Raw genomic sequence first — 15,790 nt, 5'->3', positions numbered from 1 at the left:
GGGGATTCCAATGAGCACCAATTTTTTGCATAACATTTTACTTGCAAGCGGACAATTTGAGCAAGAACGCACCTACTGGCTTCAGAACTTGGAGGGTGTCGCTGATTTTAGTGGTTTCCCCGTTGAAACACGCCCTCTTGCCAATAAAGTAGAGGATATGAATTCCGTCAGCTATCCAATTCCACCTGCGATAGTGGAAAGCATTATGCGCATGAGTAACAACTCAGACTACGGCATATACATGTTTTTGCTTGCGGGGATAAAGTATCTTTTGTCTACATACCAACAGCGTTCCGATATTATTGTCGGAATGCCTGTTTTTCAACAAAAAGAGGGTGGTCAGCAGGCTTTTTCCAATGTCTTGCCGATTCGCAGTTCCTTAGATCGTTCCCTAACCTGGAAACAGGTGCTTCCTACCTTAAAAGCTACGATAGCCAATGCAGTGAAACATCAAAGTCTGCCGCATCATGTAATTGCTAGCTTATTGGGGATGCCAAATGAGGAAAAAAGCAGACCGATCTTTGGAACCATCGTTCTGCTAGATAGCATACATGATCAAGCAAGTGTAGAGTCTATTCCTGCTGATATGGTGTTTCATTTTAAAAAACAAGATAAGGGTCTGATTCTCCAATTAGATTATCACCCAGCTCTCTACAGTGATGAGGGTGTTGGACAGCTAGTGAATCGTTTGTTTGTTGTTTTACACTTGATTACCAGTAAAACAGGGGATTCACTGCAAGCAATGGATCAACTTCTCACGCATTGGAATGGGTTACTGACGGGTGTTCCTACCTTACAGCTACCATTGGAGCATTCTCTTTTACATCATGCCCCAAACAAATGGGGAAATATTGAATTTACTCTCTCAAATGAGGAAAGCAAACAACTTACAAAACTAGCAGAAACAGCTGGCAGCTCTCTTTTTGTTACGCTATTAAGTGTCTGGCAATTGCTTCTTCACCGTTATACAGGTGAGAACGGCATTGTAAGCGGATGGATCAGACAGGATGATCCTAGCAAAGATTCTCCGCTCTCTATATACAGTGACTTTTCTGGAAATCCAAGCTTCAATGAATTGCTTCAGCGTGTCCAACGTACAGTAGACGCTAGCGCTTTTGAGCAGGAATTTTCGGTCTATCGACAGTCTGCATTTCAGATCTTATTTGTAACGGGTGAGATAGATGATCCATTCTGGAGTAATGATACAGAGCTTGCTCTTGCTATTTCCCAACGCGAAGTAGGTTTAGTAGGGACCATCATTTTTGATGCGGAACGCTTTGAAGAGGAAACGATCAAACGCTTTACAGGGCATCTAACTACATTGCTAAGAGATATCATGGTTCATCCGGAAACTTCGATCGGGCAGGTTTCTCTCCTAGATGATTCCGAACGTAACCTACTTCTTACGACTTGGAATGAGACGAATATTCCATTTCCTAGTCAAACGCTTGTTCAAGAGTTATTTGAAGAGCAGGTTAGACGATCTCCAGACCAAATCGCAATTATTGACGGAAAAAGTCAGCTTACCTATCGAGAATTACATGAGAAATCCAATCAGATGGCTCATCGACTTCAACGATTAGGTGTGCAGCCAGACACGCTTGTGGGCATTAGTATGGAACGATCGCCAGAGATGATCATAGGCATCCTAGCAATACTGAAAGCGGGAGCAGCGTATCTACCGATTGATCTTACCTATCCTGAGGAGAGAATTTCCTTTATTATCAAGGACTCTCAATTATCTGTGCTGATTACCAAACAGTCTCATTATCAACAGTTTTCAAACGATGATCTGACACTAGTACTACTAGATAGCGACGCTCAGGACCTTGATCAGGAAAGCCTATCAACACCTAATAGCAACGCTACTGCTATGAATATGGCCTATGTTATCTATACCTCCGGATCAACAGGTATCCCAAAAGGGACAAGGGTTACACATCAGGGGATTGTTCGTCTCGTAAAAAATCATTCCTATATAGAATGGGAGCCTAGCGATCGTTTAGCGCAGATTAATAACACATCCTTTGATGCATTTACCTTTGAGCTATGGGGGACGCTACTGCATGGTGCGACGCTTGTGCTTATTGCGCCGGACGTTGTTCTATCTCCGTATGCTTTCCAGAAAGAGATTCAACGTTATGGGATAACCGTGATGCTATGCACGACTGCCCTGTTCAACCAATATGCAGGGGAAAGTCCTGACATGTTTACAAATATTACGGTTTTATTCGGGGGAGAAGCGGCTGATGCGAAATGGGTAAGAGTAGCCTTAGAAAAAGGTAAACCGAAGAAGCTGATTAATGTTTATGGTCCAGCAGAATGTACAACGTTTACTACGACCCATCATGTTACGCAAGTCCCTGCTGATGCTTTATCAATTCCAATCGGGAAGCCTATTGCTAATACTCAGGTCTATGTTCTCGATCAATATTTACAAATCGTCCCTATAGGAGTTCCAGGTGAGCTGTATGTGGGAGGGCCTGGTCTTGCTCTAGGATATTTACATCGACCAGAGATCACAAATGAACGCTTCATAAAGAATATATTTTCGCCAAACGCAACGGATCGTTTATATAAAACTGGGGATATTGTTCGGTACTTGCCAGATGGGACTTTAAGCTACATCGGACGCCAGGATGATCAGGTGAAAATCCGCGGATTTCGAATTGAATTAGGTGAAATTGAAGCTGTTTTGGGGCAGCATCCAGAAATTCGAGATGCAGTAGTAATCATGAGAGAAGATCAAAATAGCAACAAGCAACTGATTGCTTATTTTACTACCTATAATCAAGAGATACTTTCCGCTAGTGAGCTTCGCAGCTATGCAGAGAAGAAATTGCCAGTGCATATGATCCCTGCTGCGTTTATTTATTTGGATCATGTGCCGGTTACTCCAAATGGGAAAGTAGATCGAAAAGCATTGCCGGCTCCTTTGATAGAACGAGAGGAAAGCAATACACCGCTTATTGAACCTATTACAGAAACAGAGCTCATTTTAGCTGGATTTTGGAAAGAAATAGTAGGAATTGATCGCATTAGTATCATTGATGATTTTTTTAATAGTGGTGGCCATTCTCTACTAGCTACTCAGTTGTTATCGAGAATATACCATACGTTTCATATCGAAATATCCTTGCGAACGTTCTTTGAAAATCCAACGATCCAAGCAATGGGAAAACAAATTGACGAAATCATAGCTTCCGGAGAGCAATCTGTATCAGTTCCATTAGTTCCGGTGTCACGCGATAGTGATCTTGTCCTTTCGTATACACAGCAGGGAGTTTGGTTTGTTGAGCAGCTTGAGCCTGGAAGTGCAACCTATAATGTCCCAGTGGCAAATACACTCAAAGGGAATTTGAACATTGATGCTCTGGAGCGTGCAGTCAATGAGATTATTCGTCGACACGAAATTCTGCGCACCAGCTTTATCTCAAAAGACGGAAAACCTTATCAGGTCAGTTATCCATTCCAGCCCATTCGCATTCCGGTGATTGATATGGGTGACGTTGTGGCTTCAGAACGCCATCAGCGTATCATTGATATGGCCAATGAGGATGCTAATCGACCGTTTGATTTAACGAAATGTCCATTGGTGCGGTTCATATTATTCAAAAAAGATGATGAGAATTATGTCTTTTATTACACCATGCATCACCTTATTATGGATGGTTGGTCCTTACAGATATTTACACATGAGTTATCTGTTTTATATGAAGCATTTAGCCAAGGAAAACCGTCACCTTTACCAGAAATGCAGCTACAATATGCCGATTTTGCCGCATGGCAGCGTAAATGGCTAGATGGTAAAGTGATGAATCAGCAACTAGCCTATTGGAAAAAGCAGTTGGCTGGAGATTTGCCTGTTTTGCAATTACCATTAGACCGGACTCGTCCGAGTGTAGCTAGTGGTGCAGGTCAGCGGGACACGTTAGTTATGCCGAAAGAGCTTGTTACGAAATTACATGTTCTTTGCAAGCGTCAAGGTGTGACTCTTTATATGGCTTTGCTGTCAGCGTTTAACGTATTGCTTAGTCGATATTCGGGCGAAACAGATATCCTAGTTGGTTCTCCAATTGCTAATCGGACACGCTTGGAGACTGAGGGGATGATTGGATTCTTTGCTAATACAATTGTATTACGCTCTCAATTGGCGGATAATCCAACATTTACTCAACTCTTAAAGCAAGTGCGAGAGGTTACGCTTGAAGCGTTTTCCAATCAGGATGTTCCATTTGAAAAATTAGTGGAGGTTTTACAACCTGAACGTACCAAAAACATCACGCCCATTTTTCAGGTGATGTTCACATTGCAAAATACTCGTCGCACAGATTTTAAACTCTCTGATGAGACGCTGATTCATCCGGAAATTGATAGAGGCACGTCTATGTTTGACCTTTTGTTTGATATCGCAGAGCATCCAGACGGCCTGCTGTTGGTAGCGGAATATAACATGGATATCTTTTTTTCTACCACCATTAGCCGGATGATGGAGCATTATCGAGAGCTGCTTGAATCCATTGTGGAGAATCCAGAACAACCTATTTCTGATCTTACGATGTTGACAAAACAGGAAAAGAAACAAATTCTCGATGATTTCAATAACACCACATGTGATTTTCCAATGGACAAAACGGTGCATGAATTATTCGAAGAGCAGGTGGAATGTCGACCTACTGACATTGCTGCGATACATCGGGATCAACAAATCACGTATGAAGAGTTAAATGCTCGGGCAAATCAAATGGCGCGGTTTATCCAAAGAACCGGTTTGCAAAAGGAAGAGATCGTTGCTGTTTTCTTAGAACGCTCCATTCCAATGATGGAAAGTATTCTAGGGATTTGGAAAGCAGGTGGGGCTTATATCCCTATTGATACGGCCTATCCTATACAGCGAATTATGGGTATTCTCGAAGATTCAGGAGCGACGGTACTGATAACTACATCTGCATTTGTAACGCCTGAGATTAAACAAAACTACAAGGGCACCATTCTTTGCCTCGATGCCCAAATGGATGCCATCAATCAGGAAATGAAAGATAACCTCAGAGTGAAGGTTGAGCCTAATCAACTTGCTTATATCATTTATACATCAGGATCAACGGGCAAGCCAAAAGGGTCGATGGTAGAGCATATCGGACTTACTAATCATCTACATATGATGAAACAGCGGCTTAATTTGGGTGAAGATTGTCGAATCGCTCAAACAGCTTCTCACTGCTTTGATATTTCAGTGTGGCAATTTTTTACATCTATTATCTTAGGTGGAACGACCATTATTTATGATAATCAGATGACAATGGAGCCTAACTCTTGCATTGAACAAATTATTCAAGATCAAATAAATATCTTTCAAGTTGTTCCATCTGTTTTGTCTGTGATGCTAGATCATGTGGAAGAAAACAACTTGTCGTTAGATTGTTTTCGATATGTAAGTGTCACAGGAGAAGCAATTAAACGTAGCCTGGTAGCGAGATGGCTAAAGCTCTTCCCGCATATTCCGCTAGCGAATGCTTATGGGCCTAGTGAGGCGTCAGACGATGTTACGATTCATATCATAGATCAATTGCCTCAGAGCGAAATTGTTCCGATTGGTAAACCTCTGCACAATTTTAAGGTTTACATCGTGGATGAAAAAATGAATCTTTGCCCGGTTGGAATTAAAGGTGAAATTTGTGTGTCTGGCATAGGGGTTGGACGAGGTTATTTACATGATCCAGAAAGAACCGCCAAAGTATTTATGGACGATCCATTTGCTGATCATAAAGGGGTACGACTCTATAAAACAGGAGACATGGGACGATGGCTCTCTGATGGAACACTTGAGTTTTTTGGGCGTAAAGATTATCAGGTTAAAATTCGGGGATTCCGTATTGAATTGGAGGAAATTGAGAATCAGATCAACAATCATCCCAATATTTTAGAAACAGTAGTAATGGATATTGAGGATGCAAGAGGTCAGAAGAGCTTATGTGCATATGTGGTGCTAAAACAAGATGTGCCAATTAATCAGTTGAAAAGTCATTTAGCAAATACATTGCCAGACTATATGATTCCAGCCTTCTTCGTAAAAATGGAGAAACTCCCCTTGACTGCAAATGGCAAGGTAGATCGCAAGGCGTTGCCAAAACCTGATCGAAATGTACTAGAAAGCAAATACGTAGCACCGCGTAACCAGATTGAAGAAAAAATAATTGCGATCTGGGAAAGCGTGCTTGATACAACTGGGATCGGTATTGAAGATCATTTCTTTGAAAACGGTGGTCATTCACTCAAGGCAACGACCGTCATCTCACGTATCAATAAGGAGCTACAGGTAGATATCTCATTACGGGACTTTTTTGACAGACCTATCATCAAAGACTTAGCACAGCTAGTAGAGAGCAGTGGAAAAAAAGCTTATCCGATGATCCAACCTGTCAAAAAACAAGAAGCCTACCAGCTTTCTTCTGCACAAAAACGGATGTTTCTTGTAAATCTACGTGATTCAGAGAGTATCGCCTATAATATTCCTAATATGTTTATTATTGAGGGAAAACTGGACAAACAGCGTCTACATCAAGCCTTTCAAAAACTGGTGGAGCGTCATGAGATTCTTCGTACTTCTTTCGGATGGGAAAGAGGAGAGCCTGTTCAATATGTTCAGGAGAAGCTGGAGCTAGACATAAAAGAAGTGACATCAACACACGAACAGCTCTACTCCGTTGTGCAGTCACTTGTGGCTCCTTTTGACTTGAGCAAGGCACCACTGCTACGTGTTTTCGTGGTCACAGTAGAGGATGAATACCATGTACTTGTTCTGGATATGCATCATATCATCATGGATGGGTCATCCATAGCTATTTTGTTAGATGAACTGGTGCAATTCTATCAGGAAAAGCAACTTCCAGAACCAAGAATTCAATACAAGGATTTTTCAGCTTGGCAAAACAAGCTACTGGCGTCTGAGGTCATGCAAGGTCAAGAGAAATACTGGTTAGAGCAATTTAGCGGCCAATTACCTGTGCTTGGGTTGCCAACAGATTATCCGCGTCCGTCTGTGAAAAGCTTTGAAGGTAGTTTTGTTGAGTTCTTTGCAGATAAAGAATTGACGTTAGGATTGCGTAATCTAGCTAGCTCTACAGGTACCACACTTTACATGGTGTTACTTGCTGCCTATCACGTGCTGCTATCCAAATACGCTCATCAGCAGGATATCATTATCGGAACACCGATTGCTGGCAGACATCATGCAGATTTGGAAAAGGTAATCGGTATGTTTGTCAATACATTGGCCATCCGTTTACAATCTGATACGCAGCAGACATTTACCGAGTTCCTGCTTATGGTTAAGGAGCATGTGTTACAAGCCTTTGATCATCAGGATTATCAATTTGACATGCTCGTAGAAAAGCTGGATGCAGCAAAGGATGAGTCCAGAAATCCTCTGTTTGACACCATGTTTATCCTGCAAAATATTGAGGAGCCTTACATCACAGAAGGTAATGATGCTACTGATAAGCTATCCATATCTCGCTTTGATTATAAATATCGTATGTCTAAATTTGATGTAAGCGTCATTACGATCGAAGCTGATGAGGAGTTAGTATTTCAATTTGAGTATGCTAATACATTATTTACAGAGAGTACGATCAACATTCTCGGAGAATCCTTTCTTAAGCTGCTAACGATCATTGTTAATGAAGCGGGTACAAAATTAAGTGATATAGAGATTGCTGAATCCTATGACTTAATCGAAATGGATATTTCTGATCAATTGGACTTTCAGTTTTAAATAAAATGGATTGGAAGTAAGACCTTGGGATAAAAACCACGGTCTTACCTTTTTTCCTTATTTTATTATAGTATTAGTGAAAATTTTTTAATTGTATGATATTGTTAAGTCATGGAATTTTCTGGCGTATGACATTTTTCTTTTTTCATCAACTTCTGTTTTTCTAAGTACGTTTTTGAACTGAATAGAAGGCCGACAAGAGTACAAATGGAGTGGATGTATATGGGGGAAGCAATGAAGATTGACAAAGCGAACGTCGAAGAAATTTTGGGATTAACGCCTTCTCAAGAAGGGATATTATTTTACTATTTATATAATCTTGAAAGTAGAGAGTATTATGAACAGTTGTCGCTAAATCTGGAAGGCAGTGTTCAACCAGAGCTAATGAAACAAGCATGGGATTACATGGCCCAACAGAATGAGATGCTACGCACGATATATCGGTGGGAAAATTTAGAAAAACCAGTGCAGATCATTTTAAAGGACAAGCCGGTTTCTTTTAGACAGATTGACCTGTCGATAGTACCTGCAGAACAAAAAATGGAGAAGCTTGCAAGTGTGAAGCAACAAGACCTCCAGGAACCTTTGCATCTACATATCGAGCCGTTCCGTGTTACTTTATGTAAATTGACGGACAATCAATATGAAATGATTATTACAAATCATCATATTTTGTATGATGGCTGGAGTAATGGTGTTTTACTGAACGAATTTTTCCAAGCTTATCATAATCTGAAAGCAGGACAGGAGCATACGGCAAAAGAGAAAAGTAAATTTAAGGATTTTATCAAATGGAGTCAGTCTCAGCAGAAGAAGGAAGAAGTTACTTTATTTTGGAAAAACCTGCTTGATGGATTCGACACAAAATCAGACGTACTTTCCCGTAAAGAATATAGCCTTGAAGCTATGAAACAGGGGAAAAGCTATACATATGGTTTCACTCAAGGATTGACAAAACGTTTACAAGCATTTGTCCAAGAGCAGAATATTACGATTGCTACCTTTTTTTATACCGTTTGGGGCATGGTATTGCAACGCTACAATAACAATCAGGACGTTGTGTTTGGCGTAACGAGTTCGGGACGTACAGCACCGATCAAAGGGATCGATCAAATGGTAGGTCTCTTTATCAATACACTACCGTTCCGTGTACAAAACCGCTCAGACGAGACAATTATCAATCTGCTGCAAATGGTTCACCAACAAGTGAAAGCCCGAGAAGCTTTTGAGGCAAGTCCACTTGTTGATGTTAAAAAATGGACCCAACTGGATCATCAGGAGTCGATATTTGATTCTATTATGATCGTTCAGAACTACCCAATGGATTTTAGTCTGATGAACAAATTTTCCGATTTGTCAGTACGGTCCTTCGAGATGAACGAATTAACCAACTATCCGCTCTGCTTGGAAATCGTCATGAACGAGGACGTAGAATTACGAATTACTTATCACCAAAATCGTTTTGACGAATCTACCATCGAGCGTATTGCTGGGCATGTGCTACAAATGACAGAAGGGATACTAAGTGACCCAAATGCAAAACTCTTCTCGATTGAGATGATGACTCCTTTCGAGAAAACATTGATCCTTGAGAAGTTCAACGATACAACAGTAGAGAATCTAGAGCAGCAAACGATTCATCAGTTATTTGAAAGGCAGGTTGAGCGTACCCCAGATCAAGTTGCTATCGTCTGTGAAGGAGCGCACCTCACATACCGTGAGTTAAATGAACGAGCAAACCAATTGGCACGTACTCTGAGAGCAGAGGGAGTAGCTCCTGATCAACTTGTTGGTATTTTGGTCGAGCGTTCCATGGACATGATAGTTGGGCTATTAGGAATCCTGAAGGCCGGAGGGGCCTACGTTCCGATTGATCCAGGGTATCCAGAAGAGCGAATTCGCTACATGCTAGAGGATACGAATGCCAAACTGGTAGTGGTACATAGTCATTTACAAGAGAGAATCACCTTTGCTGGAAAATGTCTCGCTGTGGATGAAGAATCTTCCTATCAGGATCTCACAACCAATCTTGAACCGATTAGTACCCCATCTAATTTAGCCTATGTTATGTACACATCAGGTTCAACAGGTAAGCCTAAAGGGGTAGTGATTACTCATCAATCAGTTATCAATCAGGTGGATGGCATTACGGATCGAATTGATTTTTCTCCAGGGAAGTCGATCCTTTGTATTACGACGATTTCATTTGATCCATTCATTTTGGAAACGTTCCTTTCGCTAAGTAAAGGGGTAAAGGTTGTCATCGCTAGTGAAGCTCAACAGGCTGATCCAAAAGTATTGAGTGAAATCATTTGGAAAGAGAAAATTGATATGCTTCAAATGACACCTCCTCGTATGCAAATGTTATTGTCTTCCATGCATGGCACAGAGCGTGTCAAATGTTTAGAGGGAGTTCGTGAGATTATGCTGGGTGGAGAAGCCCCACCTGTTTTATTGCTGCAAACCTTGCGCACCTACACGGGGGCACGACTGTATAATATGTACGGTCCCACGGAAACCACTGTTTGGTCATCTGTTGCAGAAATAAAGACAGGAGAGGCTATCACAGTCGGTAAGCCGCTCATGAATAAATACTTCTATGTTTTAAGTGCTCAAAATCAGCTTCAACCAATAGGTGTGGCAGGTGAGCTATGTATTGCGGGTGAAGGACTAGCAAAGGGCTACTGGAACCTTCCAGAATTAACGGCTAAAAAGTTTGTAGAAAATCCATTTGTGCCAGGGAGCCTGATGCATAAAACAGGTGATTTGGCAAAATGGCTCCCAGATGGAACCATCGAGTGTTTAGGAAGAATCGATCATCAAGTTAAAATTCGAGGCTATCGCATTGAGCTTGGAGAAGTAGAAGCGCAGCTTGTGAAAATAAAAGATGTGCGGGAAGCTGTCGTAGTTGCACGGGAAGATCAAGAGGGGACTAAGCATTTGTGCGCTTATTTTGTGGCGGATAAGCAATTAACGGTAAATGAACTAAAAAGAAGCTTGTCGTCTGAGCTTCCTAATTATATGGTTCCCTCTTATTTTATGCAGGTAGATAAATTACCTCATTCACCAAATGGAAAGATTGATCGTAAGTCTCTCCCCGCTCCAGAGGGGATTAGCATCAACACAGGAGTAGAATACGTAGCGCCTCGTACAGAGCTAGAAATCAAAATGGTGCAAATCTGGAGTGAAATTTTACAGGTAGAAAAGATAGGAATTCATGATAATTTTTTTGAACTGGGTGGACATTCACTTAGAGCATCCCAATTTGTCTCGAAATTACGAAAAGTCTCTAACAAACAGATTTCGCTACGAGCAGTATTTCATACACCAACCATTGCAGAATTAGCGTCATTGATAGAAAGTGAAGCATCCATAGCATACGGGCACATTGAAAAAGCACCTGTACAGGATTATTATCCGATTTCTTCTGCACAGAAGAGATTGTTCGTATTAGATAAAATGGAACAGGGTTCAACAACCTATAATATGCCAGCAATGATCACACTAAAAGGCAATGTAGATCGTAACCGACTGGAAAAAGCATTTCATCAATTGATTGATCGCCATGAGGCTTTACGGACATCCTTTCATTTTATAAATAATGAGGTTGTTCAACAGATTCATTCGAAGGTTACCTTTTCCATATCCGAACACTCATTACTAGAAAATATGGATAAGGAAATAGGTCAGTCTGAATTGATCACACAAATCGTAGAAGCCTTTGTGCAACCGTTTGATCTACAACAAGCACCACTCTTAAGAGTCAAGCTAGTACATATAGAGAAGGAAGAATATCTACTCTTGTTTGACATGCATCACATCATTTCAGACGGTTCAACGCTTGAGTTATTTATCGAAGAGTTCATGAGCTTATATGCAGGCAAGTCATTACCTGAATTGGCTATTCAGTATAAAGATTATACGGTTTGGCACAATTCACAGGGAGCTTCAGATGAATGGGCTAAAAAAGAGCAATATTGGCTGTCACAATTTGCTGATGAAATTCCAATCTTGCATCTTCCGACCGATTTTGCCCGTCCTCCACTAAAAAGCTTTCGTGGAGATTCCGTATGGATGGGGTTGAATAAAGAAGAGACTGCCGCGATAAATCAATTTGCCTTTGAAAACAACGTGACTCCATTTATGGTGCTTCTTGCAGCATATCATTTCTTACTGGCTACCTATTCAGGACAAAATGATCAAGTGATTGGATCGCCAATTGCAGGAAGAACACATGCTGATTTACAAAACGTAATGGGGATGTTTGTAAATACGTTGCCAATTCGTAATCGTGTGGATCAAGAGGATAGCTTCGTTTCCTTTCTTGCAAGAGTGAAACAGAACGTATTGCTAGCATATGAGCACCAAGAGTATCCGTTTGAGGAATTGGTCCAAAAGCTGGATGTTGAACGGAATGTAGACAGAAACCCTGTGTTTGATACCATGTTTATTTTACAGAATATGGACAGCAAAGAGCTGACATTAGAGGATATTTCCATTAGCCAATTGGAGTTTCCAAATAAAACATCTAAATTTGACCTAACTCTTGAAGCAAAAGTAAGGGAAGGACGATATCATTTCCGTCTGGAATACTGCAAAGATTTGTTCCTGAAAAGAACGGCAGAGCAACTATTAAAACATTTTATCCATTTCGTACAAATGGTGACAAAGAATCCGAATTTGACGTTTGAAAGTTTGGAAGTATTGTTGCCTGAGGAAAAAAATCAGCTTCTCGTTGAATTTAATGATACGGCAATGTTCTATGACAAGGATAAAACGATTCATCAATTATTTGCTGAACGTGTAAAGCTAACGCCTAATCAGATCGCTCTCATGTGTGAAGAACGATCGCTAACGTATCAGGAATTAGATGAGAGGGCTAACCAAATTGCTCATTATTTACTTGAGCATCATCGGGTACAACCGAATCAATTAATTGGAATCCTGATTGAACGATCTGAATTTATCTTAATCGCAATGCTTGGCATTCTAAAGGCAGGAGCCGCCTATGTACCAATTGATCCCGTATTACCCGATGAACGAGTCAAGGTAATCGTAAATGAAGCTAGCATAAGTGTTGTCCTATCTACTTCGCGTTTTATCCATCAGCTTAATGCGTTGCAATGGGAATGTCCAACGTTAGATACCTTTGTCTGCCTTGATAAAGATGAGATTACTTCCATAGACGCCAACCAAACGAACGATCTGATTGATCAGAAATTGTGGAATCATATCGGTTCAGTTGGAAATGATGAGATTTCAATTGGCGGCTGGGTAAGCAGTTATACAGGGCAGCCCCTCTCTTTAGAGGAAATGAGGGAGTATAGTAAAAACGTGCTGCATAAGCTAAAACCTCATCTACATTCTCAGACGAGAGTTTTGGAAATTGGCTGCTCATCAGGTTTGACAATGTTTGAGCTAGCTCCATATGTTGGCTCTTATTATGGTACGGACTTATCTGATGTCATTATTGAAAAAAATAGGCAAAGAATGCTACGTGAAGGTGTTTCGAACATGAAGCTTGCCACTTTGCCTGCTCACGAAATTGACCAATTGGATGAACGAGATTTTGATGTAGTGATTTTAAATAGTGTCATTCAATATTTCCCTAATCATAATTATTTACGCTTTATCCTAGCAAAAGCGCTAGAGCTGTTGGGGGAAAATGGGGTTTTATTTGTTGGCGACATTATGGATTTGTCGTTGAAGGAAGAGATGATACAGTCATTAACGGAGCATAAGAAAACACAGATTCAAGATGATAAGCATCGTACAAAAACTGAATTTACAACTGAACTGTTTATCTCGCGTTCTTTCTTAGAGGATTGGCTATCGAAGCATGACGAGGTTACACATGTGACTTTTTCTCAAAAAGAACACACCATCGAAAATGAGTTAACTCGATATCGATATGATGCTTTATTTACGATTGATAAAGCATGTCTATCAGAGGATGCTTTGACGAAAAAGAATGTGAGCATTCAACGCAGACAACAACATGGTGCTTCTATGATAAATAGTCAATCTACAGAAGCAATCCATACTTCAATCGACGCTAATTCGCTTTGTTACGTTTGCTTTACTTCTGGTTCAACTGGGAAGCCAAAAGGTGTAATGATTGAGCATCGCGGAGTCCATAATTTTATAGAAGCTGCTGTGAAAATCATGCCTTTCCAAGAGGGAAAAAGACTTGTCTCTGTTACTAATATTAGCTTTGATGTGCTAGTGCTAGAGACCTTTGTCCCATTGTTAAAGGGAGTTACTGTCGTTATTGCTACGGAAGGTGAGCAACGTGATCCTAAACGCTTGAGCAGGTTAATCATCAACAAAGAGGCAAGCATGATACAGGTCACTCCATCACGCCTCCAGCTTCTGATGAATGATAAGGAATGTCATCGCAGCTTGCATTTGCTTGAGGTCATTATGATTGGCGGAGAAGCTTTTTCAACTGTTCAATTGAATGGACTGCAAGCCATCACACAGGCCAAGCTGTTCAATTTGTACGGGCCTACTGAGACGACGGTTTACTCCGCGATTGCTGATTTGACCAATGAAGAAACAGTAACCATCGGACAGCCAATAGGAAATACAAGTATCTATATTGTAGACAAACATAACAAGCTAGTCCCCCTTGGCGTCCAAGGAGAATTGTGTATAGCGGGTGATGGTGTAGCAAGAGGTTACTTGAACCAGCCTAAGCTAACCTCTGAAAAGTTTGTGTCCGATCCGTTTCATGCTGACAGCTCTGTTCGCATGTATCGTACAGGTGACATAGCAAGATGGTGTGAGGACGGAACGCTTGAATATTTGGGAAGATCTGATCATCAGGTAAAAATAAGGGGATATCGAATCGAATTAGGGGAGATTGAGCAACGCTTACTAAGCCATGATGAGATTACGGAAGCGATCGTTCTTAGTAGCGAGGATACGTTTGGCAACAAAATATTGATTGCCTACATTGTCGCTCACACCGAGCTTTCGGTTGCTCCTCTGCGTGAGTTTGTAAAAGAAGCACTGCCAGAATATATGGTTCCGGCACATTTTGTTCAAACAGAGAAGATGCCACTTACACCAAGCGGTAAGGCTGATCGCAAGGCACTTGAAAATACGACATCTAGACTTTCTACAGGTACGGCATTTGTCGCTGCCTCAAATGAGATAGAGGAAGTGCTACTTTCTATTTGGGAAGAATTACTTGGAGTCACTGGTTTTGGTGTTCACGACAATTTCTTTGATCTCGGTGGAAATTCTTTATTATTGGTGCGGATGCACAGCCGTGTGGATGAAAAATATCCCAATCGTGTGACTGTTACCGATATGTTCACTTATCCATCAATTAGTAAGATCGCGAATCTAATTATGCATGGTGATAAGGAGCAAGCCAGAACCTTTACATTACCAAGCATTTCTATGGGGCGAGATTATTTTGCTAGTAATCAAATGAGCGAACCGGGTTCTATATTTGAAGCAGAATTAACATCCGCCACTATGCTGAAATTACAGCGATTAGCGGAAGTAGAACAAGTGAGCATAGACGATATATTTGTCGCTGCTTATGCATTTTTGCTATCGCAAATTAGTGGGTCCGAGCAAGTGTCTGTTCAGCTACTGATGCAAGAGCCTAATCAGTTTATGTCACTAGATGTAGATATAAGCTCAATGACTAATTTTTCTGAGTTGTTCCGCTATGTCCATCAGAAGCAAAAAGCAGAAGAGGAGATCAAGGTATACGAGGCAGATAGGCTTTCTGGACTTGTTATGTCCAAGGAACCATTCACTGTTACTCCGTTACTTTACCGAAAAGGACATGCAACGAAGCGCAGTGAGATAAATGACATATTTGATATCCTGCTTGAGATCGAATCAGATAGCAATTATATCAACTTCCGTCTCGACTATCAGCCTCAAAGGCTTAGAAGCGAAAAAATGAAAGAACTACTTCATGCTTATCGGAAACTCCTTGCAATGATCTTAGAAAATTAGTAACTTTCGACAGGATCGGTATTTTCAAAAAGA

2 protein-coding genes are annotated in these 15,790 nt (G+C 40.9%); both read left to right on the top strand.

Annotation, left to right across the window (positions count from 1 at the left end; genetic code table 11):
- Positions 1-10: 10 nt before the first annotated feature.
- A complete protein-coding gene (locus tag O0550_RS05295; RefSeq protein ID WP_258425763.1) occupies positions 11-7,774 on the top strand; it encodes a non-ribosomal peptide synthetase in 7,764 nt (2,587 codons plus the stop codon).
- 222 nt (positions 7,775-7,996) lie between these two features.
- Positions 7,997-15,757: a non-ribosomal peptide synthetase gene (locus O0550_RS05290; protein WP_258425762.1), complete on the top strand. Its 7,761-nt coding sequence runs from the start codon at positions 7,997-7,999 to the stop codon at positions 15,755-15,757.
- Positions 15,758-15,790: the final 33 nt, after the last annotated feature.

This window comes from Brevibacillus halotolerans, assembly GCF_026891775.1.
In the GTDB taxonomy this organism is placed as follows: Bacteria; Bacillota; Bacilli; order Brevibacillales; family Brevibacillaceae; genus Brevibacillus_B; species Brevibacillus_B halotolerans.
The sequence above is the reverse complement of the archived record's forward strand: the minus strand, read 5'-3'. Positions and strand labels throughout refer to the sequence as shown.